The sequence below is a fragment of the Pseudomonas mercuritolerans genome (assembly GCF_025706525.1).
Lineage (GTDB): Bacteria > Pseudomonadota > Gammaproteobacteria > Pseudomonadales > Pseudomonadaceae > Aquipseudomonas > Aquipseudomonas mercuritolerans.
Genome location: NZ_JAMSHA010000004.1, coordinates 379808 through 402681 on the forward strand (window position 1 = coordinate 379808; position 22874 = coordinate 402681).

Annotated in this window: 15 protein-coding genes; 9 read left to right on the forward strand and 6 right to left on the reverse strand. The window is 61.6% G+C overall.

Annotated features, from left to right (window positions below; genetic code table 11):
• Nucleotides 1-168 precede the first annotated feature (168 nt).
• The 3 genes from ND528_RS13895 to ND528_RS13905 all read right to left on the reverse strand — a co-directional run bounded on the left by ND528_RS13895 (nucleotide 169) and on the right by ND528_RS13905 (nucleotide 5044).
• Entirely contained in the window at nucleotides 169-1359 is a 1191-nt protein-coding gene (locus ND528_RS13895; protein WP_130911912.1) for an osmoprotectant NAGGN system M42 family peptidase, read from the reverse strand.
• Between the two features lie 160 nt (nucleotides 1360-1519).
• Entirely contained in the window at nucleotides 1520-3268 is a 1749-nt protein-coding gene (gene ngg, locus ND528_RS13900; RefSeq protein ID WP_263470533.1) for an N-acetylglutaminylglutamine synthetase, read from the reverse strand.
• Between the two features lie 3 nt (nucleotides 3269-3271).
• A complete protein-coding gene (locus tag ND528_RS13905) occupies nucleotides 3272-5044 on the reverse strand; it encodes an N-acetylglutaminylglutamine amidotransferase (protein ID WP_263470534.1) in 1773 nt (590 codons plus the stop codon).
• A 363-nt stretch (nucleotides 5045-5407) separates the two neighbouring features.
• Here ND528_RS13905 and ND528_RS13910 point away from each other — a divergent pair, with 363 nt between their 5' ends.
• Entirely contained in the window at nucleotides 5408-10240 is a 4833-nt protein-coding gene (locus ND528_RS13910; protein WP_263470535.1) for an NEL-type E3 ubiquitin ligase domain-containing protein, read from the forward strand.
• A 3-nt stretch (nucleotides 10241-10243) separates the two neighbouring features.
• Here the strand turns inward: ND528_RS13910 and mnmC are convergent, their stop codons facing one another.
• Nucleotides 10244-12223: a bifunctional tRNA (5-methylaminomethyl-2-thiouridine)(34)-methyltransferase MnmD/FAD-dependent 5-carboxymethylaminomethyl-2-thiouridine(34) oxidoreductase MnmC gene (mnmC, locus tag ND528_RS13915; RefSeq protein WP_263470536.1), complete on the reverse strand. Its 1980-nt coding sequence runs from the start codon at nucleotides 12221-12223 to the stop codon at nucleotides 10244-10246.
• Nucleotides 12224-12450: 227 nt separating this feature from the next.
• Between mnmC and pap the strand changes: the two genes are divergently transcribed.
• Both pap and ND528_RS13925 read left to right on the forward strand, forming a co-directional pair.
• A complete protein-coding gene (gene pap / locus ND528_RS13920) occupies nucleotides 12451-13965 on the forward strand; it encodes a polyphosphate:AMP phosphotransferase (protein WP_016770941.1) in 1515 nt (504 codons plus the stop codon).
• Nucleotides 13966-14068: 103 nt separating this feature from the next.
• Nucleotides 14069-15253 carry a thiolase family protein gene (locus ND528_RS13925; RefSeq protein ID WP_130911917.1) on the forward strand — a complete coding sequence of 395 codons (1185 nt, stop codon included), beginning with the start codon at nucleotides 14069-14071 and terminating at the stop codon, nucleotides 15251-15253.
• Between the two features lie 103 nt (nucleotides 15254-15356).
• On the opposite strand, the gene ND528_RS13930 is transcribed toward ND528_RS13925, so the two are convergent.
• A complete protein-coding gene (locus tag ND528_RS13930; protein WP_133339493.1) occupies nucleotides 15357-15548 on the reverse strand; it encodes a DUF6316 family protein in 192 nt (63 codons plus the stop codon).
• 208 nt (nucleotides 15549-15756) lie between these two features.
• Here ND528_RS13930 and ND528_RS13935 point away from each other — a divergent pair, with 208 nt between their 5' ends.
• Complete coding sequence (locus ND528_RS13935; protein WP_212616867.1) at nucleotides 15757-16716, forward strand: DMT family transporter; 960 nt, start codon at nucleotides 15757-15759, stop codon at nucleotides 16714-16716.
• Nucleotides 16717-16842: 126 nt separating this feature from the next.
• On the opposite strand, the gene ND528_RS13940 is transcribed toward ND528_RS13935, so the two are convergent.
• A complete protein-coding gene (locus tag ND528_RS13940) occupies nucleotides 16843-18237 on the reverse strand; it encodes a class II fumarate hydratase (protein ID WP_130910330.1) in 1395 nt (464 codons plus the stop codon).
• 191 nt (nucleotides 18238-18428) lie between these two features.
• Here ND528_RS13940 and ND528_RS13945 point away from each other — a divergent pair, with 191 nt between their 5' ends.
• The 5 genes from ND528_RS13945 (at nucleotide 18429) to ND528_RS13965 (ending at nucleotide 22814) form a co-directional block, all read left to right on the forward strand.
• A complete protein-coding gene (locus ND528_RS13945) occupies nucleotides 18429-18944 on the forward strand; it encodes a DUF2059 domain-containing protein (protein ID WP_016770936.1) in 516 nt (171 codons plus the stop codon).
• Nucleotides 18945-18956: 12 nt separating this feature from the next.
• The gene (locus ND528_RS13950; RefSeq protein WP_041478259.1) at nucleotides 18957-19256 is read left to right on the forward strand and encodes a BolA family protein; all 300 of its coding nucleotides are present in this window, start codon (nucleotides 18957-18959) and stop codon (nucleotides 19254-19256) included.
• Nucleotides 19257-19424: 168 nt separating this feature from the next.
• Nucleotides 19425-20366 (forward strand): oxygen-dependent tRNA uridine(34) hydroxylase TrhO, encoded by a 942-nt coding sequence (gene trhO / locus ND528_RS13955; RefSeq protein ID WP_016770934.1) that lies wholly within the window; start codon nucleotides 19425-19427, stop codon nucleotides 20364-20366.
• Between the two features lie 35 nt (nucleotides 20367-20401).
• Entirely contained in the window at nucleotides 20402-21004 is a 603-nt protein-coding gene (locus ND528_RS13960) for a DsbA family protein (RefSeq protein ID WP_263470605.1), read from the forward strand.
• Nucleotides 20997-22814, forward strand: a complete 1818-nt coding sequence (locus ND528_RS13965; RefSeq protein WP_076563770.1) for an ABC transporter ATP-binding protein — start codon at nucleotides 20997-20999, stop codon at nucleotides 22812-22814. The genes ND528_RS13960 and ND528_RS13965 overlap by 8 nt, the downstream gene beginning before the upstream one ends.
• The last annotated feature ends 60 nt before the right edge of the window (nucleotides 22815-22874 follow it).

Below are 22874 nucleotides of genomic sequence, written 5' to 3' on the forward strand. Positions count from 1 at the left end.
GCACCTCGGTCAAATCAATGTCGGGATGCTACGGGGATTGGGTTTTGCCTGCCAGTTTTTGTATTGGCCGTGCCGGCCAATTCGCGAGCAGGCTCGCTCCCACCTTTGAAATGCGATCTCTGTGGGAGCGAGCCTGCTCGCGAAGGCGGTTATCTGTTCACCGAAGGCTCAACTGTCAGAACGCTGCCCCACCAGACTGTCCACCGGCGGCACGCGGGTTTCGCTTTCCATCTGCGTGTCATGCTCGATCTGATGGCTGAAGCGATCCAGTGAAGCATTGGCCGGCGCCGCATCGCTGGCGAACACCGGCGGGCTCAGAATGTACGCGCCGAGCAAGCGACTGAGCGCCGCCAGGCTGTCGATGTGCGTGCGTTCGTAGCCGTGGGTGGCATCGCAGCCGAAAGCGAGCAGGGCAGTGCGGATGTCGTGGCCGGCGGTGACCGCCGAGTGCGCATCGCTGAAGTAATAGCGGAACATGTCACGGCGCACCGGCAATTCGTTTTCATCAGCCAGACGCAACAGATGCCGCGACAGGTGATAGTCATACGGCCCGCCCGAATCCTGCATCGCCACGCTCACGGCGTGTTCGCTCGAGTGCTGGCCGGGGGCGACCGGTGCGATGTCGATGCCGACAAACTCGCTGACGTCCCACGGCAATGCCGCCGCTGCACCGCTTCCGGTCTCTTCGGTGATGGTGAACAGCGGATGGCAATCGATGTTCAATTCCTGGCCGCTGTCGACAATCGCCTTTAGAGCAGCGAGCAATGCTGCAACACCGGCCTTGTCGTCGAGGTGGCGGGCGCTGATATGGCCGCTTTCGGTGAACTCCGGCAGCGGATCGAACGCCACCACGTCACCGACATGAATGCCCAGCGATTCGCAATCGGCCTTGGTCGCGCAGTAGGCGTCCAGACGCAGCTCGACATGGTCCCAACTGATCGGCATTTCATCGACCTGGGTGTTGAAGGCGTGCCCGGACGCCATCAGCGGCAACACGCTGCCGCGAATCACCCCAGTGTCGGTAAACAGGCTGACCCGGCTGCCCTCGGCAAAGCGGCTCGACCAGCAACCGACCGGGGCGAGGGTCAGGCGACCGTTGTCTTTCACCGCACGCACGGCGGCACCGATGGTGTCCAGATGCGCCGACACTGCGCGGTCAGGGCTGCTCTTTTTCCCCTTCAAGGTCGCGCGAATGGTGCCGCGCCGGGTCATTTCAAACGGAATGCCCAGCTCTTCGAGACGCTCGGCGACGTAGCGCACGATGGTGTCGGTGAACCCGGTAGGGCTGGGAATGGCGAGCATTTCCAGCAGGACTTTTTGCAGGTAAGCCAGATCCGGTTCAGGGATTTGTGTGGTCATGGAAACTCCTGATGGGTTGAGCACATCGATGGTTTCGATGAGGAAAATTGGTGGTGACGTTCAGGGCCTCTTCGCGAGCAGGCTCGCTCCCACATTTGGAATGCATTCACCCTGTGGGAGCGAGCCTGCTCGCGAAGGCGTCAGTAGAGGCGTTTCATAATCACGAAACAGCCGGCTGACTATGCGGAAACAACAGATCGACAAAGCGTTCCGCCGTCGGCTGCGGTTCGTGGTTGGCGAGGCCGGCGCGTTCGTTGGCTTCGATGAACACGTACTCGGGCTGATCCGCCGCCGGCACCATCAGATCGAGCCCGACCATTGGAATGTCCAGCGCGCGCGCCGCACGCACTGCCGCGTCGACCAGGGTTGGATGAAGAATGTCGGTCACATCTTCCAGCGTCCCGCCGGTGTGCAGATTGGCGGTGCGCCGCACGAACAGATGCTCGCCGGCCGGCAGGATGCTGCTGTAGTCATAGCCGGCCGCATGCAGCGTGCGTTGGGTTTCGTGGTCCAGCGGAATCTTGCTTTCGCCGCTGGTGGCGGCTTGCCGGCGGCGGCTCTGCGCTTCGATCAGCGCACCAATGGAATGCTGACCATCGCCGACCACTTCGGCGGGCTTGCGAATCGCCGCCGCGACCACTTCAAAACCGATCACCACAATGCGCAGATCGAGACCTTCGTGGAAGCTTTCCAACAGCACGCGACTGTCGAACTGCTTGGCGGTTTCGATGGCCTTCTGCACTTCTTCGATGGTGCGCAGATCCACCGCGACGCCATGGCCCTGTTCACCGTCGAGGGGTTTGACCACCACCCGTTGGTGTTCATCGAGGAAGGCCAGATTGTCGTCGGCATTGCCCGCCAGTTGCTGTGCCGGCAGTTTCAAGCCTGCGGCCTTCAACACCTTGTGGGTCAGGCTTTTGTCCTGGCACAAGGTCATGCTGATCGCGCTGGTCAGGTCGCTCAGCGACTCGCGGCAGCGCACGCGACGGCCGCCATGGCTGAGGGTGAACAGCCCGGCGTCGGCGTCATCCACTTGCACGTCGATACCGCGTCGATGCGCTTCTTCGACGATGATCCGCGCGTAAGGATTGAAATTCGCCTCCGGGCCCGGGCCGAGAAACAGCGGTTGATTGATGCCGTTCTTGCGCTTGATGGCGAAGGTCGGCAGGTTGCGAAAACCCAGTTTGGCGTAGAGGTTTTTCGCCTGGCGGTTGTCATGCAGCACCGACAGGTCGAGGTAGGCCAAGCCGCGACTCATGAAGTGCTCGACCAGGTGCCGCACCAGCACTTCACCGACGCCCGGACGCGAGCAATGCGGGTCGACTGCCAGGCACCACAGGCTGCTGCCGTGTTCCGGATCGTTGAAGGCTTTTTGATGATTGAGGCCCATGACACTGCCGATCACCGCGCCGCTATCCTCGTCTTCCGCCAGCCAGTACACCGGGCCGCCCTGATGATGCGGGGTGAGCAGCTCCGGATCGATCGGCAACATGCCGCGCGCCTGGTACAAACGGTTGATGCCCTGCCAGTCGGTTTCGCTCTGCGCGCGACGAATGCGGAAGCCGCGAAACACCCGCGTGGCCTGCCGGTAATCGCTGAACCACAGGCGCAGAGTGTCGGATGGATCGAGAAACAGCTGCGTCGGCTCGAGGCCGAGAATCTGCTGCGGTGCGGCAACATACAGGGCGATATCGCGTTCGCCGGGCTGCTCGTTGAGCAGCTCCTGCGCCAGCGACGCCGGGTCGGGAAAGGTGTGACCGATCAGCAGCCGGCCCCAACCGCAATGCACAGCAATCGGGGCGCTGGCAGGCTCGCTGCCGTCTTCGGCCAGGCGCGCCTGCAAACGTTCATACGAGGGGGCCTGACCACGCAACAGGCGTTGGTTGATGGACGTGGCATGGGGTTTCATCAATCAGATTCCTTGTTCACTGAGCCACAGGTTCAGGGCCGCCAGTTGCCACAGTTTCGAGCCGCGCAACGGGGTCAGTTGGCCTTGCGGATCAGTCAGAAGCTTGTCGAGCATGCTCGGGTTGAACAGGCCGCGATCCTGGCTCGGATCCAGCAGCAGCTCGCGCACCCAGTTGAGCGTGTCGCCCTGCAAGTGCTTGAGACCCGGCACCGGGAAGTAGCCTTTCTTGCGGTCGATCACTTCGCTTGGAATGACCCGACGCGCAGCTTCTTTCAGCACTTGTTTGCCGCCATCGGGCAGCTTGAATTGACCTGGCACACGGGCTGACAGCTCGACCAATCGATAGTCGAGAAACGGCGTGCGCGCTTCCAGGCCCCAGGCCATGGTCATGTTGTCGACACGTTTGACCGGGTCATCGACCAGCATCACCGTGCTGTCCAGACGCAGCGCCTTGTCCACGGCAGCCTCGGCGCCGGGCTGGGCAAAGTGCTGTTTGACGAAATCGCCCGCCGCATCATGGTCGACCAGCCATTTCGGCTGCACAGTGGCCGCGTAGTCGTCGTAGCTGCGATCGAAGAACGCATCGCGGTAGGCCGCGTATGGGTCCGCCGCGCCGTCGACCTGCGGATACCAGTGGTAACCGGCAAACAGTTCGTCCGCGCCTTGGCCGCTCTGCACCACTTTGCAGTGCTTGGCCACTTCGCGGGACAACAGATAGAACGCGATGCAGTCATGGCTGACCATCGGCTCGCTCATCGCCCGGAACGCGGCGGGCAGTTGCTCGATGATTTCTTTCTCGTCGATGCGCAACTGGTGATGGCGGGTGCCGTAATGCTTGGCGATCAGGTCCGAGTACTGGAACTCGTCGCCGCGCTCGCCGCCAGCATCCTGGAAACCGATGGAGAAGGTCGACAGATTCTCTACGCCGACTTCGCGCAACAGGCCGACGAGCATGCTCGAATCGACACCGCCCGAAAGCAACACACCGACATCCACTGCCGCACGCTGACGGATCGCCACCGCTTCGCGAGTGCTGTCGAGGACGCGATCAACCCAGTCTTCCAGATTGAGGTTTTTCTCGTCTTCATTCGGGCCGTAGGGCAGGGTCCACCAGGTTTTCTGCTCGGTGCGGCCATCGGCTTCAACGCGCATCCAGGTGGCCGGCGGCAGTTTTTCGATACCGGCCAGCAAGGTGCGCGGCGCAGGCACCACCGCGTGGAAGTTCAGATAGTGATTGAGCGCCACCGGATCAAGAATCGGGTTGATATCGCCGCCCTTGAGCAGTGCCGGCAGTGCCGAGGCGAAGCGCAGGCGTTGGCCAGTGCGCGACAGGTACAGCGGCTTCACGCCGAGACGGTCACGGGCGATGAACAGGCGCTGGGCATCACGCTCCCAAATGGCGAAAGCGAACATGCCGTTGAGCTTCGGCAGCAACGCCTCGCCCCAGGCGTGATAACCCTTGAGCAGCACTTCGGTGTCGCCACCGGAATAGAAGGCATAACCCAGCGCTTCAAGCTCTGCACGCAGTTCCGGGAAGTTGTAGATCGCACCGTTGAAAGCCAGGGACAGGCCCAGCTGGCTGTCGATCATCGGCTGCGCCGAGCCGTCCGACAGGTCCATGATTTTCAGGCGTCGATGGCCCAGGGCAATCGGCCCTTGGGCATGGAAGCCCCACGCGTCAGGGCCGCGAGGGGCCAGGTGATGGGTGATTCTCTCGATCGCTGCAAGGTCTGCAGGTTGTTGATCAAAACGTAACTCGCCAGCTAATCCGCACATAAAGTCCTTACCGGTTTTTCCGTTGGGGAAGGTCAAGCCGTACCACGCGAAAAGCGCGGGTACTCAGAAACTGACCTGTCACGGTAGGGGGAGTTTTAGATCGATAAGTTATAAGGCGCCGTGGCAGCACCGTGCCGTAACGCTATCAGCCTTGATGCAGAGCCGGAATTGCTCATCACGCCGTTACGCTTTTTTTGAATAAGCCCAGTGGAACATGGGCATCTCGTGCGGGTGGTACAGGGCTATTTTATCGATGACAAAAAGTGCTTGATCGGCCTCGTTTCTGCGCAGGAATTTGAACTGTTATTGGCTGCCCGGCACCGTTAGGGTCAAGGCTTCAAACCGCAATAAAGGACTATTGCCATGCTCACCCAAGACAAGAAAAAACCACAGGTTCAGGCCTCGACCCTGAGCATCTTGTTCGACGCTACCGGCGACCTCGACGTCGCTGAAGCCCTGGAAAAAAGCCTGCCGGCGCATTTGCTCAAGGCTTCGCCCGCCGAACTGGCCAGGCTCGATGAACTCAATCGTGAGCTGCACAGCAAGCAACTCAAGGTCGACAAGGATCTGGCCGGGCTCAAACCGTTGCACAGTTTCTGTATCAGCGAGCTCGACAGCGCGCTGAGCAAAAAATGGCCGGCGCTCTATGACGTCGGCCTCGATGTGCTCAGTCTGCCGGGCGTCGATTGTGGCTGCGAGGCGACCGCGACCGATCAGGCCGACATCGACCTGGTCAAGCACGCCTCGCAGACTCTGTTGCAGGCAGCGATGCAGAACTTCACCGAAGACGAGGAGCAGGCCGACGGCTTTCCCGCTGGCAGTCTGGTGCGCATCAACAGTGTGCCTGACGGCGTGAAGGAGCTGACTCCGGCAGCGTTTGCCGCGTTTTGTCGCGAGCTCGATCTGGGCAAAAAATACCAGGAACATTTCCAGAAAGTGTTCGGCCTGCACGATGAAAACGGCAAGGTTGTGGCAACCAGTACCATGACCCGCGATATCGCTGCATTAAAGCAATCGCTGCTGGAACTGGACGCTCATCTGGCCGCGCTCAAGGGTGATATCACCGCGGCAGGTTTGCGCATGCTGCAGGATCTGATGCTGGCCGAGGGCGTGGCATCGGCGCAAAACCTGCGCTACGACAAAGACCCGATGATCATGCAGGGCATCAAGGTCCTCGACAGCTGCGTGTGGGGCGTTGTGGTGTTTTCCAAGCGCTCCGTGCAACAGTATCCGGAGGACGGATGCATGGTGTATATGCCCGGCGAGCCGCAGCGAGCGGTGTATGAATACCCGAGTTTCAACGCGTTCAAGCGCCACCTCGCCGAACAGCTCAAAGCCAGCGATTATCAGGATTACTTTGCTCGCAGCCTTGATGAAGATGACAAGGCTGACTTCTTCAAGGCCCTCGCTGAAAAACCTGATCTTGGGTTCGTCGAACAGTGGCCGATCAACGTGCCGCTGTTCGATTTCATGGTGCAAAGCCATGTCGGCAAGTTGCAGATCGACGCGCGCAAGCTGGCGGTGCCCACCGCTGATATCGATGAAGAAGTGCGCCAGAAACGCCTGTTGGACTTCCTCCAGCGGGGAGTGGCGGTGGCGTCGGTCGCCGGATTGTTCGTGCCCGTGCTTGGCCAGTTGATGATGGGCGTCGCGGTGGGCCAGTTGCTCGGTGAGGTTTACGAAGGTGTCGAGGACTGGCGGCGTGGCGATCACCAGCAGGCGCTGTCACATCTGCTCAGTGTGGTGGAGAACGTCGCGCTGATGGGCGTGTTCGCCGGTGGGCAAAAAGCGCTGGGAGCACTGGGGAGCAAATTGCTGCGTTCACATCCGCAGTTCTTCGGGCAATTCACCGCCATTCTCAATCGAGCCGGCAAGCCGCGCCTGTGGAAACCCGACCTCGCCCCGTATGAACATTCTCTGCCCGCCGGCTTCAGCATCGAAGCCAGCTCCAAGGAGTTCTACCAGGTTGGCCGCAAGACCGTCGGTCGCGTCGACCATCGTGTGTTCGCCGGTGACTTCGATCCCGATACCCAGCGCTGGCGTCTGGAACACGCCGAACGCGCGCAAGCCTATGCGCCCGAGCTGAACCGCCACGTCGAAGGGGGCTGGCGGCTGCCTGCCGAAGACCCCGAGCAATGGAGCAGTAGCGCCTACCTCCTCAAGCGCATCGACCCGCACTTGAGCGAATTCGTTGACGCCGATCTGGACATGATGCGCCGGCTCAGCGGCACTTCGCAGCAGACCTTGCTCGATACCTTCAACGACAATCTGAGCTTGCCGGTACGTCTGCGCGATACGGTCGAGCGCGTGCGCATCGAGCGCAAGCTGCGTGAGCTGATCACGCAACTGGAAAGCGGCGAGGTCCACTCCGAGCAACCTCTGGAGGAGCAGATGCATGCCTTGACGAAACTGCCAGGCTGGCCGACTGACCGATACATAGAGATCATTGGTCATGAGGGCGACGTCGAAACAACCTGGCCTGCGAACAGCCAGCTCGACGATACGCTGAGTGTGCCGGTCACCCGCAACCAGTTGGCCTTGGGGCGATTGCTGCCAACCGTCATCGATGGCCTCTACCAGCAGGAAGTCGATGCCTTGCTCGGTGGCAATGTCGCGAAAAGCACGCAGACATCCGCGCTGGCGAAAAAGCTCGGCGCTGCGCTCAAGGCCGATCATCGTGCAGCATTCGAGCGCATGTACCAGCGCTATGACCAGAGTGACGCGCAGGATCTGCGCAAACTGCGCGAGGCCTTTGCCGGCATTCCCGCGCGCCACGGGCAACGGCTGATTGACCGCGCGCGGAGTACCGAACGCGTGTACTTGAGTTCGACCGGGCGGGTGCCTTTGCGGCTCGGGCAGCAAACCAGGCAAGAACTCGCCAGGGTTCGGCTCGATCGCGCACTGACTGGCTTGCACTGGCCCGGACTCGCCAACGCCGACACTGACGCATTGGCTATCCGCTTGCTGCCTCGCCTGAGCGGCTGGGACAGCCAACTGCGCCTGGAACTGCGGGACAAGACGCTCACAGGGCCGATTCTGGAGGCCATCGGCGATACGACTGCGACCACCGACAATACCTGCTCGCTGGTCAAGACTGCGCAGGGTTATGAAGCCTTCGACGGTGCGGGAGTATTACGGGCAAAAGTGGCCTCGGCGCCCGACGGGCTCTACACGGCGATTCTCAAGGCGCTGCCGTTGCGACAGCGTTCCGCCGCCGGATTTGCCGATTCTGCGAGCACCGATGCGCAACGGTTACGCAGCAAACTGCTCGATGTTGCACTGGACGAGCGCGACGCTACGGCGCGGACAATGCTGGGTGAGCGGAGCGCACGGCTGGCCGTCGAACCTGAGTGTGTTCAGGGTGACGAGGTTGTCGTAACGGCTCACCCCTGGGGCTTGCTGCGCAAGGTGCGCAAACTTTATCCGCGCCTGAGCAAAGCGCAGCTCGCGCAATTGCTCGACGGTCTGGGCGACGATCCATTGAGCCGGGCGCTCAAGGTCAAAGAACTGCGCAAGCATTTGAAGACCTTACGCAACGTGTTGTTTGACTGGAGCGAGGACACCGCTGCCCTGCAAACAGTGGGCGCTGACCTGGCACAAGCACGGCGCAGCCGCAAATTGGCCGCCGAGCTGATTGAGGAAGCGTTCAGACGATTCGAATGGGTCGAGAGTGAGGATGAGGCGGGTAAGTCACTCTGCACGCTCAAACTCGATAATATGCGTGTCGGCAAATTACCGGCGTTACCCGCGCAATTGAATTTCGATCACGTCCAGCAATTGTCGATGAGGAACATGGCCCTGAAGGATGACGTTGCCCACTTCCTTGAATCGTTCAAACAGCTGACGTCACTGGAACTCGACAAGAACAGCATTACTCAGCTTCCGGAGGTGATCTCGCACATGCCACAACTGCGGCGCTTGAGTCTGGCCAACAATCAACTCCAATTGACCGAGCAGACTCTGGCGAAGCTGAACCGGTTGCACACGCTGCGCTACTTCAATCTGTCCTATAACCCCTTGGGCGCCACGCCGAGTGTCGGTGGAATGTCCGGGTTGCGCCGTTTGATGCTGCGCGATACCGGAATCACCGAGCTGCCCGATGGCCTCGACAATCTTCACGATATCGAATGGATGGATCTGCGCGAAAACAGAATGCGCGAGCTGCCGGATTGGTTGTTCCAGAAATCGCGCCAATTCGCCAGGGCCATCAACATGGCGAGAAATCCGTTTTCGGAAACCGCCAAGACCCATCTGCAGAACTATCGCAACAACTCCGGCATCGGCATGGGGTATGCGGAAGACGATATCGGTCGGTTGAACGAACAGCAGGCCCGTTCGCTCTGGTTTACCGAAACCGGCGGGGAGGAATGGGCGAAAAAGACGCGAATCTGGACGGCGTTCGCCGAAGATTTTCGCGCTGAAGGCCTGTTTCACTTGCTCGCCCAGTTGGGCGATACCGCTGATGCGGCGCACAGCAGCGCAGACATGACGCGGCGCGTCTGGACTGTTCTGGAAGCGGCAGACGCTGATAGCGTTCTGTGTGATCAATTGCTGAATCTGGCTGCCAGCCCCATCAACTGTACGGACAGTGCGGCGATGAATTTCAGTCATCTGGAAGTTGCCGTCGAGGTCGATCGGGTGACCCACGCTGCCAATGGGGGCAAGGTCACCGCCGGCGCCTTGCTGAAGCTGGGCCGCAGCTTGTTCCGCTTGGAAAAAATCAACGAAATTGCCCGGGAGCACCACAGCAGGCTTCCGACTGTCGAACACCTGGAAATGAACCTGGCCTATCGCGTCGGCCTTGCCGAAGAACTCGACCTGCCCGGCCAGCCCCGACACATGCGATACCTCGATAACAGCAAAGTCACTGCAGCCGACCTGCAACTGGCCAAGAGCAAGATCTACAGCGCCGAACTTTCTCCCGAGTGGCTGAAGTTCATGTTGCGTCAACCTTTCTGGTGCGACCACCTGAAACAGACGTTTCCAAGTCAGTTCGACGAGGTCTACGAAACATACGCACCACGCATGACCGAGCTGGATGAGCAGAAAGAGACGCTTTCCTCGGCCGATTACACCAGCCAGGGTAAAGCTATCGCGCTTGAACGAGAGCAGGCTGATGCAAAGCTGATTGAACGGCTGACCGACGATGCGATACGTCAGGTCGAACTCGGTATCTGCGCCAAACCCGACACATAAGCATCACTTGCCGCGAATCAGCTGACGCAATGCGAAACGGTTGGGATGGCAGGCTTCGGCGACGCTGCGTGGCAACGGCAGCGGCTCGTTATCCAGCCACGCGGCGAGCAGTTCGCCGGACAGCGGCGCGGTGATCAGCCCGCGAGAACCGTGGCCGCTGTTGACGTACAGGCCATCGAGCCACGGGCAGGCGATGTCCGGCACTTGCCGGGCGTCCTTGCTCAACGCTGCGTAGGTTTGATTGAAGGTTTGCAAATCAGCGAGCGGACCGACAATCGGCAGGTAATCGGGGCTGGTGCAGCGGAAGGCGGCGCGGCCCTCAAGATTCTCCAGTGGCTGCTCGTTGATGTTGAGGCGGGTCAGCAGGTCGCTGGAAATTTCTTCGAGCATCGCCAGATTGCCTTGGTGCTCGGCAGTCGTGGGCGTCAGGTCGTCGCTGTTGAAGTCGAAACTCGCGCCCAGGGTGTGCTCGCCCAGACGCGCCGGGGCGACGTAGCCCTCGGCGCACACCACGGTGGCCAGCGCACGACTGTCTGCGGTTTCAGGCAGACGCGTGATCTGCCCGCGAATGCGCTTGAGCGGCAATTCGGCACTCTGGGCCAAACGTTTGATTTCGGCGGCTCCGGCCAGGATCACCACCGGCGCACTGGCGAGCAAACGCTCGCCGTCGAACGCTTGCCAATGGTCAGCGACTTTGCGCAGTGCCAAAGCTTCTTGATGGCTGAGCAATTCAATGTTGGCGTGCATCGCCTGGGCCTGACACAGTGCCGGCGGATGCACCCAGCCACCCTCGGGGTAGAACAAACCGCCATGGGCCACGCCGACACCGGCGCGAGCCTGCGCTTGCGGCTGTTCCAGCCACTGCAAGAGATCTTCAGGAAACGCCGCCGCCAGTTGCCCGTGGCGCTCGGCTTCTTTGGCATTGAACGCCAATTGCAGCACGCCGCAGTCATCCCAGTCGCTGCCGCGTTGCAGGCTTTCCAGCAGGCGCCGGGTGTAACCGAAGCCACTGACGATCAACTGCGACAACGCCGTGCCATGGGCGGACAACTTGAGATAGAGCACGCCTTGCGGATTCCCCGAAGCTTCCTGCGCCACCGACGCGTGACGCTCGAGCAGACTCACCTGCCAGCCGCGCGCCGCCAGACTCGACGCCGTCGCGCAGCCGGCCAGGCCCGCGCCGATCACCAGCGCCCGGCGCTCACCGCGCAACGGAGCAGGGCGGGCGAACCAGGGTTTCGCCGGTATTGGCGCCGCCACCTCGGCGGGCCAGCCGAGAAATTCGCCACGCAGGATTTCCCACTTGTGGCCGATGCCCGGTGTGCGCTTCATCTTGAACCCGGCAGCGTTGAGCAAACGGCGGACCCAACCGGTGCTGGTGAAGGTGCTGATGGTCGATCCCGGCGCGGCGAGGCGCGCCAGTTCGACGAACAGCTCGGCAGTCCACATGTCCGGATTTTTCGCCGGGGCGAAACCATCGAGGAACCACGCGTCGATCTGTGCATCGAGTTGCGGCAGTTGCTCCAGCGCATCGCCGATCAGCAAGGTCAGCGTCACTCGACCTTCGGCCAGAGTGATGCGCTGAAAACCTTGATGAATCGCCACGTACTGTTTGAGCAACTGATCGGCCAATGGCTTGAGTTGCGGCCACAGCGCCAAGGCCCGACGCAGATCCGCAGGCGCCAGCGGGTACTTTTCCACACTGACAAAATGCAGGCGTGCGCCGGCCACTGCGTGCTGTTCGAACAGCTGCCAGGCACAGAGAAAATTCAGCCCGGTGCCGAAGCCGGTTTCGCCAATGACCAGCCGTCCATCGGCCGGCAGCGCAGCGAAACGCTCGGCCAGACGGTTCTGTTCAAGAAACACGTAACGGGTTTCCTCCAGCCCTGACTGATCGGAAAAATACACGTCATCGAACACCCGCGAACGTGGGCGTCCGTGGTCGTCCCAGTCGAGTTGGGCGTGGGGCATTTCGGCTTTCATGGCAGGCTCGGCAAACACAAGGCGGCCATTCTAGCTGATCACGCGCGAGCTGCCTGATCCAGCACAAGACGGGATTTGGGCGTGTCAGGGAAAATTTCAAAAGATCGCAGCCTTCGGCAGCTCCTACAGGGAAACGCATTGCAAATGTAGGAGCTGCCGAAGGCTGCGATCTGTTCAGGTGCTGCAATCATCCGCTAGTCTTGCTGAACCCTGGAAGGAGCCGTCCCATGTTTGAATCCGCTGAAATCGGTCACGCCATCGACAAAGACACTTACGAGGCGGCGGTCCCTGCGCTGCGTGAAGCCTTGCTGGAAGCGCAGTTCGAGTTGCAGCAGCAGAAGCGCTTTCCGGTGATCATCCTGATCAACGGCATCGAAGGGGCGGGCAAGGGCGAGACGGTCAAGCTGCTCAACGAATGGATGGACCCGCGCCTGATCGAAGTGCGCACCTTCGACCAGCAGACCGATGAAGAACTCGCCCGGCCACCGGCGTGGCGCTACTGGCGCATGCTGCCGGCCAAAGGGCGAATGGGGGTTTTCTTCGGCAACTGGTACAGCCAGATGCTCCAGGGCCGGGTGCATGGGTTGTTCAAGGATCCGCGTCTGGACCAGGCCATCGCCGGCGCTGAGCGTCTGGAAAAAATGCTCTGCGATGAAGGCGCGTTGATCTTCAAGTTCTGGTTTCACCTGTCCAAGAAACAAATGAAAGCGCGGCTCAAATCGCTGGCCGACGACCCTCTGCACAGCTGGCGCATCAGCCCGCTGGACTGGCAGCAGTCGCAGACCTACGACAAGTTCGTCAAATACGGCGAGCGCGTGCTGCGCCGTACCAGTCGCGATTACGCGCCGTGGCATGTTATCGAAGGCGTCGATGCCAATTACCGCAGCCTGGCGGTGGGCAAGATTCTCCTCGAAGGCCTGCAAAGTGCGCTCAAGCGTGCCGACGTCAATCCCCACGAAGTCAGTGCCGCGCCGCTGGGCACGCCGGTCGATCAGTTGAACCTGCTCGACAGCCTCGACCTGACCCAGCGTCTGGACAAGAAAGACTATGAAGAACAACTGATCACCGAACAGGCGCGTCTGTCCGGGCTGATGCGCGACAAACGCATGCGCCGCCATGCGCTGGTGGCGGTATTCGAGGGTAACGACGCGGCGGGCAAGGGCGGGGCGATTCGCCGCGTGGCAGCGGCGCTCGATCCGCGTCAGTACAGCATCGTGCCGATCGCCGCGCCCACCGAAGAAGAGCGCGCGCAACCGTACCTGTGGCGGTTCTGGCGACACCTTCCGGCGCGGGGCAAATTCACCGTGTTCGACCGCTCCTGGTACGGGCGGGTGCTGGTCGAGCGGATCGAAGGCTTCTGCACCCCAGCCGACTGGCTGCGCGCCTACGGCGAAATCAATGACTTCGAAGAGCAACTGGCCGATGCCGGCGTCATCGTGGTCAAGTTCTGGCTGGCCATCGACAAGGACACGCAGATGGAACGCTTTCAGGAGCGCGAAGAGATTTCCTTCAAGCGCTTCAAGATCACCGAAGACGACTGGCGCAACCGCGAAAAGTGGGACGACTATCGCCGGGCGGTCGGCGACATGGTCGATCGCACCAGCACCGAGATCGCGCCGTGGACGCTGGTCGAGGCCAACGACAAACGCTGGGCGCGGGTGAAAGTGTTGCGCACGATCAACCGCGCGCTGGAAGACGCGTTCGAGAAATCCGACAAGAAGGCTAAAAAGCACAAGGACTGAAGCGATGGCCGCGCATACGCCGGGTGAATGATCCTCGCGGTCGGCAAGAAGGTGGACTTATGCTCAGGTTCACTCTCAACCGACAACAACAATGAGGTATGCCATGCGTGAAGTGGTGATCGTCGACAGCGTGCGGACCGGCCTGGCCAAATCCTTTCGCGGCAAGTTCAACCAGACCCGCCCCGATGACATGGCGGCCCACTGCGTCAATGCCCTGCTGACCCGCAACGATATCGACCCGGCCAGCGTCGAGGACTGCATCGTCGGCGCCGGCTCCAACGAGGGCGCGCAGGGCTACAACATTGGCCGCAATGTCGCGGTACTGTCGCGCCTGGGCACCGGCACCGCCGGCATGACCCTCAACCGTTTCTGCTCGTCGGGTTTGCAGGCGATTGCGATTGCCGCCAACCAGATCGCCTCCGGTTGCAGCGACATCATCGTCGCCGGCGGCGTCGAGTCGATCAGCCTGACCCTGAAGAGCGTCAACACCGATCATCTGATCAACCCGCTGCTCAAGCAACAGACTCCCGGCATCTACTACACCATGGGCCAGACCGCCGAAGTGGTGGCGCGCCGTTACGGTGTCAGCCGCGAGGCGCAGGATCGTTATGCGCTGCAAAGTCAGCTGCGCACGGCCCAGGCCCAGGCTGCGGGTTTGTTCGATGATGAAATCGTGCCGATGGCGGTGAAATACCGGGTCGAGGACAAGAACAGTGGCGACGTACAAATTGTCGACGGCGTGGTCGAGCGCGACGACTGCAACCGCCCGGACACCACCTACGAAAGCCTTGCCGGTTTGAAACCGGTGTTCGCCGACGACGGTTCGGTGACGGCGGGCAATTCATCGCAGCTGTCCGACGGTGCGTCGATGACACTGGTCATGAGTCTGGACAAAGCGCTGGAGCTGGGGCTCAAGCCGAAGGCGTTTTTCCGTGGCTTCACCGTGGCCGGTTGCGAGCCGGACGAAATGGGCATCGGCCCGGTGTTCTCGGTGCCGAAACTGCTCAAGGCCAAGGGCCTGCAAGTGGCGGATATCGATCTGTGGGAATTGAACGAGGCGTTCGCTTCGCAGTGCCTGTACAGCCGCGACCGGCTGGAGATCGACAACGACAAATACAACGTCAATGGCGGCTCGATTTCCATCGGCCACCCGTTCGGCATGACCGGCTCGCGCCAGGTCGGGCATCTGATTCGGGAATTGCAGCGGCGCAATTTGCGTTACGGCATCGTCACCATGTGCGTGGGTGGCGGGATGGGGGCGAGTGGGTTGTTTGAGGCGGTGCGCTAAAGGATTGGTTGCCTGTTCAGGCCCCTTCGCGAGCAGGCTCGCTCCCACAGGTGATCGCATTCCCCTGTGAGAGCGAGCCTGCTCGCGAAGGCAGCGCCACGGTTCAGCGGCTGGAATCCTGCCGCTGCATCCGCGCTATATAAGCCTGAATCTCCCGCTCGATCACCTGACCGTCATACGGCCCTTCAAGGGTATTTTCCCGGGTGCTGAAATACAGCTCGCCATTGACCCGACACACGCGGTCGCTGCGAAAACGGGTGGCGGGGGCGCTGTCCTCGGCGCGCATGGCGTACATGTCGGTCTCCCTGATATGCGTTGAAAAGTCTGCAATCAGCTTATGCCTGAAGCACTTGGCGCGCCTGCCCGGCCGATCAACGGCGGCGCGCCGGTTTACTGCTGCGACCTGCACAGTTTCATTCGCGGCCTGCCGGCAACTGTCCCTGTGTTGTGCGCAGCCGGACGCCTAGAATGAGTGCTCTTGTCAGCAGGCTTTTGGGGTTCGCATGCACATTTCATCGGGGCGCTGGGTGTACGGACTGTTCCTGGCGCTGCTGACCGCGTTTCTGTGGGGCATCCTGCCGATCAAGCTCAAACAGGTATTGCAGGTGATGGACCCGGTCACGGTGACCTGGTTTCGCCTGATGGTGTCCGGTGGCTGCCTGTTCATCTATCTGGCGTCGGTCAAGCGCCTGCCAAGTCGCAGGGTGCTCGGGCCGAAGGGTGGCTGGCTGGTGCTGATGGCGGTACTGGGGCTGGTCGGCAATTACGTGTTGTACCTGATGGGCCTCAACCTGCTCAGCCCCGGCACCGCGCAATTGGTGGTGCAAATGGGCCCGATCATGCTGCTGATCGCCAGTCTGTTCGTGTTCAAGGAACGCTTCAGCATCGGCCAGGGCATCGGCTTGCTGGTGCTGCTGATCGGTTTCGGACTGTTCTTCAATCAGCGCCTGGCCGAGCTGCTGACTTCGCTGTCCGACTACACCGCCGGCGTGCTCTTGGTGCTGCTGGCGTCGACGGTCTGGACCTTCTATGCGCTGGGCCAGAAGCAATTGCTCACGGTGTGGAATTCGCTACAGGTGATGATGGTGATCTACCTGTTCTGCGCGCTGCTGCTGACGCCGTGGGTGCATCCGCTGGAAGCGCTGAACCTGAGCCCGCTGCAGGGCTGGCTGCTGTTGGCGTGCTGCATGAACACCTTGATCGCCTACGGCGCATTCGCCGAAGCACTGGCGCACTGGGAAGCATCGCGAGTTAGCGCAACATTGGCAATCACGCCGCTGGTGACGTTTGTGGCGGTGGCGATAGCGGCGCGGATCTGGCCGGACTACGTGCATGCCGAGCAGATCAATGCGCTGGGCTACGGCGGGGCGGTGCTGGTGGTGCTGGGTTCGGCGCTGGTGGCGTTGGGGCCGTCGTTGATTGCCGGGCTCAGGGCGCGGCGGGCCAGGGTTGTGCCTGGCTGACGATCGGCGGCGCCTGAATTCGCGAGCAGGCTCGCTCCCACATTTGAGCGCATTTCCAGCATGAGAATGCGGTCCACTGTGGGAGCGAGCCTGCTCGCGAAGACGGACTTTCAGGCGCTACATGACTCAGCCCTTGGCGCCAGCCTCGATCATGTTCTCCGGCCGCACCCAGGCATCGAACTCTTCATCGGTCAGATAACCCAGCTGCAACGCCGCCTCGCGCAAGGTCAGCCCTTCGCTGTAAGCCTTCTTGGCGATTTCCGCCGACTTGTCATAACCGATGTGCGGGTTCAGCGCGGTCACCAGCATCAGCCCACGTTCCAGATGCTTGGCCATGGCCTCGGCATCCGGCTCGAGTCCGGCAATGCAGTGCTGCTGGAAGTTGCTGCAGCCATCGCCGAGCAAACGGATCGATTGCAGCAGGTTGTGGATGATTACCGGTTTGAACACGTTCAACTGCAAGTGCCCTTGGCTCGCGGCAAAGCCGATCGCCACATCGTTGCCGAGCACCTGACAGGCGAGCATCGACAGCGCTTCGCACTGGGTCGGGTTGACCTTGCCGGGCATGATCGAGCTGCCCGGTTCGTTGGCCGGCAGCTTCACTTCAGCGAAACCCGCACGCGGACCTGAGCCCAGCAGGCGCAAGTCGTTGGCGATTTTCATCAGCGCCACGGCGAGGGTTTTCAGCGCGCCGGACAGGGTGACCAGCGGCTCATGGCCGGCCAGTGCAGCGAATTTGTTCGGTGCGGTGACGAACGGCAAGCCGGACAGCGCAGCGAGTTCGGCGGCAATCGCCTCACCGAAGCCGTGCGGCGAATTCAACCCGGTGCCGACCGCGGTGCCGCCCTGCGCCAGCTCGCAGACCGCCGGCAGCGCCGCGCGAATCGCGCGCTCGGCGTAATCCAGTTGCGCGATGAAGCCGGACAGTTCCTGACCGAAGGTGATCGGCGTCGCGTCCATCATGTGCGTGCGCCCGGTCTTCACCAGCTTCATGTGCCGCGCCGCCAGTTCAGCGAGGCCGCCGGACAGCTCGGCAATCGCCGGCAGCAGTTGTTCCTGCACCGCTTTCGCGGTGGCGATGCTCATGGCGGTGGGGAAGCAGTCGTTGGAACTTTGCGAGCGATTGACGTGATCGTTCGGGTGTACCGGCGACTTGCCGCCGCGCGGGTTGCCGGCCAGTTCGTTGGCGCGACCGGCGATCACCTCGTTGACATTCATGTTGCTCTGGGTGCCGCTGCCGGTCTGCCAGACCACCAGCGGGAACTGCTCGTCATGCTCGCCGGCGAGCACTTCATCGGCGGCCTGTTCGATCAGGCGGGCGATGTCGGCGGGCAGGTCGCCGTTGCGGTCGTTGACCCGCGCGGCGGCTTTCTTGATCAGGGCCAGGGCGTGCAGCACCGGTAGCGGCATGCGTTCCTGACCGATGGCGAAGTTGATCAGCGAGCGTTGCGTCTGAGCACCCCAGTAAGCGTCGTCCGGGACCTCGATCTGGCCCAGGCTGTCGGTTTCGATACGGCTCATCGTGCACACTCCTGTTGGTCTGTTGGCGCAATTTAGGCCGGCGTCGGCCCGGGTGGTTCCATCGGCTCGATTGTTGACCGCAAAACCCCGCCGATCAAGCGCGGCAAGGCTCGGGGGTTGAGCCGCAGCGATTGTTAGGCGCAGAATGGTCGCCCTTGGGGTTCGACCTCGCTTTGCTTAAAGGAAACTCGATGACTCGTCTTCGCGCCATCTGTACCGCGGTTGCACTGGTTTGCGCCAGCGGCCAGGTGCTTGCCGATACCGCCAGCCACAACGCCAGTGCCGAAGCTTTCCTGACGCTGGCTCACGCTGACAAGCTGGGTACCCCGGTGTACATGCAAGTGCAGCAAATGTTCGCCCAGCGCTTTGAACAGACCAAAGCGCCTGAGTCGAAGAAAGCCGTGCTCGAAACCTACCAGGCCAAGGCCAACGCTGCGCTGGACCAGGCCATCGGCTGGAACAAGCTCAAGCCCGACATGGTCAAGCTCTACACCAGCAACTTCAGCGAATCCGAGCTCAAGGATCTGGTTGCCTTCTACCAGTCGCCACTGGGCAAAAAGGTCCTGGAAAAAATGCCGCAGCTGACCCAGCAGTCGGCGCAGATGACCCAGGGCAAACTGGAAAGCGCGGTGCCTGTGGTCAACAAGCTGCTCGACGACATGACCAAAGAGCTGACCCCGGCCGCGGCGCCAGCCAAGAAGAAGTAAGCGGAGTTCGTGATGACCATGCAACAACGCATCGAATCGACGCTGGCCCTGTTACAGCCTGAGCACCTGCAAGTGCTGGATGAAAGCCACATGCACAGTCGCGGGTCACAGACCCACTACAAGGCGGTGGTGGTCAGCGCGCAGTTCGAAGGCCTGAACCGGGTCAAGCGCCACCAGAAAGTCTACGGCACGCTCGGCGAGCTGATGGGCGAGTTCCATGCGTTGGCGCTGCACACCTACACCCCGCAGGAATGGGCAGAGATCGACGGCGCCCCGGCGTCGCCGACCTGTGCAGGAGGGGATCAGCGGTAAGCTTCAAGCGGCAAGCTGCAAGTTAAAGGCGGATGAGTTTTGGCTTGCCGCTTTAAGCTTGGAGCTTGTAGCTGCTTTTTTGCTAAAATCCCGACGCGCCGCTTAGCCGGCGCGTTTTTTTTGAATCCGGTTCACCCTTTGCGAGGGTAGCCACCTGGAGAAATACCCATGACACAACCGATTGTCGTGGCGGCACTGTACAAGTTCGTCACCCTCGAAGATTACGTTGACCTGCGCGAGCCACTGCTGCAAGCGATGGTCGACAACGGCATCAAAGGCACTCTGCTGATCGCCGAAGAAGGCATCAACGGCACGGTTTCCGGCAGCCGCGAAGGCATCGACGGCCTGCTCGCCTGGCTCAAGAACGATCCGCGCATGGTCGACATCGACCACAAGGAATCGTACTGCGACGAACAGCCGTTCTATCGCACCAAGGTCAAGCTGAAGAAAGAGATCGTCACCCTCGGCGTCGAAGGCGTTGACCCGAACAAGAAGGTCGGCACCTACGTCGAACCGCAGGACTGGAACGCGCTGATCAGCGACCCGGAAGTGCTGCTGATCGACACGCGCAACGATTACGAAGTGTCGATCGGCACCTTCGAAGGCGCCATCGATCCGAAAACCACAAGTTTTCGCGAGTTTCCCGACTACATCAAAGAACACTTCGACCCGGCGGTGCACAAGAAGGTCGCGATGTTCTGCACCGGCGGCATCCGCTGTGAAAAAGCCTCGAGCTACATGCTCGGCGAAGGTTTCGAAGAGGTTTACCACCTCAAGGGCGGCATCCTGAAGTACCTCGAAGAGGTGCCGCAGGAAGAAACCAAGTGGCGCGGCGACTGCTTCGTCTTCGACAACCGCGTGACCGTGCGTCACGACCTGACTGAAGGCGACTACGATCAATGTCATGCCTGCCGCACGCCGGTCAGCGTTGAAGATCGCGCCTCCGAGCACTACGTCGCCGGCATCAGCTGCCCGCACTGCTGGGACAAGCTCAGCGAGAAGACCCGGCGCAGCGCCATCGATCGGCAAAAGCAGATCGAACTGGCCAAGGCGCGCAACCAGCCGCACCCGATCGGCTACAACTATAAGCAAGCATCCACCGAGGCTTAACCATGTCTGCGCGCCTGCTCTACGTGATGGATCCGATGTGTTCATGGTGCTGGGGGTTTGCTCCGGTGGCCAAGGCACTGGTCGAGCAGGCGCAGGCAGCCGGGGTCGAGCTGCATCTGGTGGTTGGCGGTCTGCGCACCGGCAGCGGTTCGGCGCTGGAGCCGACCACGCGGCGCTACATTCTTGAGCACTGGCAAGCGGTCACCGAAGCCACCGGCCAGCCGTTCAAGTTCGATTGCGCGTTGCCCGACGGTTTTGTCTACGACACCGAGCCTGCCTGTCGCGCGATTGTCACCGCACGCAGTCTGGCGCCGGATTGCGCGTGGACATTGGTCGGGTTGATCCAGCGGGCGTTTTACGTCGAAGGGCGCGATGTCACCCAGGCCAGCGTGCTGGTCGAACTGGCAGAGCAGGCCGGTGTGCCGCGTATCGAATTCGCCGCATTGTTCGATCATGCCGAACAGCACAAGGCGACCCAGGCCGATTTCACCTGGGTCCAGGACTTGGGCATCGCCGGTTTTCCGACCCTGCTGGCCGAGCGCAACGGCCAACTGGCGCTGCTGACCAACGGCTATCAACCGCTCAGCGAGCTGTCGCCGTTGCTCGGCCGCTGGCTGGAGCGCGCGGCCTGTGTCTGACCGCGCCGATGACACGCCAGCCGTAGAGCGTGTCGACCGGCTGAGCTGGGCTGAAGTCCGTCGTCTGGCACTGCATCACAAGAAATCCCTGTGGATCGCCAACGGCGTGGCCGTTCTGGCGACGCTGTGCAGCGTGCCGATTCCGTTGCTGCTGCCGTTGCTGGTCGACGAAGTGCTGCTCGGCCACGGCGATGCCGCGCTGAAAGTCATGAACCATTTCCTGCCGAGCATGTGGCAGCAGGCGGCGGGTTATATCGGCCTGATGCTGGTGGTGACCCTGACCTTGCGTTGCAGCGCCCTGTGTTTTGGCGTGTTGCAGTCGCGGTTGTTCGCGCGCCTGGCCAAGGACATCGTCTACCGCATTCGCGTGCGCCTGATCGAGCGGCTCAAGCGCATCTCCCTCGGCGAATACGAAAGCCTCGGCAGCGGCACGGTGACCACGCATTTGGTCACCGATCTGGATACCCTCGACAAATTCGTCGGCGAAACCCTCAGCCGTTTCCTTGTCGCCATGCTGACCCTGGTCGGCACCGCCAGCATCCTGATGTGGATGCACTGGAAACTGGCGCTGCTGATTCTGCTGTTCAACCCGTTGGTGATCTACGCCACGGTGCAGTTGGGCAAGCGCGTCAAGCACCTGAAGAAACTGGAAAACGACAGCACCTCGCGCTTCACTCAGGCGCTGAGTGAAACCCTCGACGCGATTCAGGAAGTGCGCGCCGGCAATCGTCAGGGCTATTTCCTCGGGCGCCTCGGTTTGCGCGCGCAGGAAGTGCGCAACTACGCGGTCAACTCGCAGTGGAAAACCGACGCCTCGAACCGCGCCAGTGGTTTGCTGTTCCAGTTCGGCATCGACATCTTCCGCGCGGCGGCGATGCTCACCGTGCTGTTTTCCGACCTGTCGATCGGGCAGATGCTCGCGGTGTTCAGTTACCTGTGGTTCATGATCGGCCCGGTCGAACAGCTGCTCAATCTGCAATACGCCTATTACGCAGCGGGCGGTGCGCTGACGCGGATCAATGAATTGCTGGCGCGCGCCGACGAGCCGCAGTATCCCGGCGGCGTCGATCCGTTCAAGGGGCGCGACACCGTCGGCATCGAGGTGCAAGGCCTGAGCTTCGGTTACGGCGACGAGCTGGTGCTGGATCAAATGAACCTGTCGATCCTGCCCGGTGAAAAAGTCGCCATCGTCGGCGCCAGCGGCGGCGGCAAAAGTACCTTGGTGCAGTTGCTGCTGGGACTGTACACGCCAGCGGCCGGGACTATTCGCTTCGGCGGGTCGACCCAGCAGGAGATCGGTCTGGAGACCGTGCGCGAGAACGTCGCGGTGGTGCTGCAGCATCCGGCGCTGTTCAACGACAGCGTGCGCGCCAACCTGACCATGGGCCGCATGCGCAGCGACGAAGCCTGCTGGCAGGCGCTGGAAATCGCGCAGATGGCCGCGACCATCCGCGCGCTGCCCGCTGGCCTCGACAGCATCGTCGGGCGTTCCGGCGTGCGTTTGTCCGGCGGTCAGCGCCAGCGTCTGGCGATTGCGCGGATGATTCTCGCCGAGCCGAAAGTGGTAATTCTCGACGAAGCTACCTCGGCCCTCGATGCCGCCACCGAGTACAACCTGCACCAGGCGATGGCGAAGTTTCTCCATGGCCGCACCACGCTGATCATTGCCCATCGCCTGTCGGCGGTGAAACAGGCGGACCGCGTGCTGGTGTTCGACGGCGGGCAGATCGCCGAGGATGGCGACCATCGCCAACTGATCGCCGACGGCGGTCTGTACGCCAAGCTCTACGGCAACTTGCAACAGCACTGATCGAAACCCTCGCCGGCCTGTCAGAGGTTCTGCGCGCGGTGTAACGCCGCGCCTTGCCTT

What these genes read in the sequence shown, in the direction of transcription:
- ND528_RS13895 (WP_130911912.1), bottom strand. Translation starts at nt 1,359, where the DNA reads ATGACCACACAAATCCCTGAACCGGATCTGGCTTACCTGCAAAAAGTC.
- ngg (WP_263470533.1), bottom strand. Translation starts at nt 3,268, where the DNA reads ATGAAACCCCATGCCACGTCCATCAACCAACGCCTGTTGCGTGGTCAG.
- ND528_RS13905 (WP_263470534.1), bottom strand. Translation starts at nt 5,044, where the DNA reads ATGTGCGGATTAGCTGGCGAGTTACGTTTTGATCAACAACCTGCAGAC.
- ND528_RS13910 (WP_263470535.1), top strand. Translation starts at nt 5,408, where the DNA reads ATGCTCACCCAAGACAAGAAAAAACCACAGGTTCAGGCCTCGACCCTG.
- mnmC (WP_263470536.1), bottom strand. Translation starts at nt 12,223, where the DNA reads ATGAAAGCCGAAATGCCCCACGCCCAACTCGACTGGGACGACCACGGA.
- pap (WP_016770941.1), top strand. Translation starts at nt 12,451, where the DNA reads ATGTTTGAATCCGCTGAAATCGGTCACGCCATCGACAAAGACACTTAC.
- ND528_RS13925 (WP_130911917.1), top strand. Translation starts at nt 14,069, where the DNA reads ATGCGTGAAGTGGTGATCGTCGACAGCGTGCGGACCGGCCTGGCCAAA.
- ND528_RS13930 (WP_133339493.1), bottom strand. Translation starts at nt 15,548, where the DNA reads ATGTACGCCATGCGCGCCGAGGACAGCGCCCCCGCCACCCGTTTTCGC.
- ND528_RS13935 (WP_212616867.1), top strand. Translation starts at nt 15,757, where the DNA reads ATGCACATTTCATCGGGGCGCTGGGTGTACGGACTGTTCCTGGCGCTG.
- ND528_RS13940 (WP_130910330.1), bottom strand. Translation starts at nt 18,237, where the DNA reads ATGAGCCGTATCGAAACCGACAGCCTGGGCCAGATCGAGGTCCCGGAC.
- ND528_RS13945 (WP_016770936.1), top strand. Translation starts at nt 18,429, where the DNA reads ATGACTCGTCTTCGCGCCATCTGTACCGCGGTTGCACTGGTTTGCGCC.
- ND528_RS13950 (WP_041478259.1), top strand. Translation starts at nt 18,957, where the DNA reads ATGACCATGCAACAACGCATCGAATCGACGCTGGCCCTGTTACAGCCT.
- trhO (WP_016770934.1), top strand. Translation starts at nt 19,425, where the DNA reads ATGACACAACCGATTGTCGTGGCGGCACTGTACAAGTTCGTCACCCTC.
- ND528_RS13960 (WP_263470605.1), top strand. Translation starts at nt 20,402, where the DNA reads ATGTGTTCATGGTGCTGGGGGTTTGCTCCGGTGGCCAAGGCACTGGTC.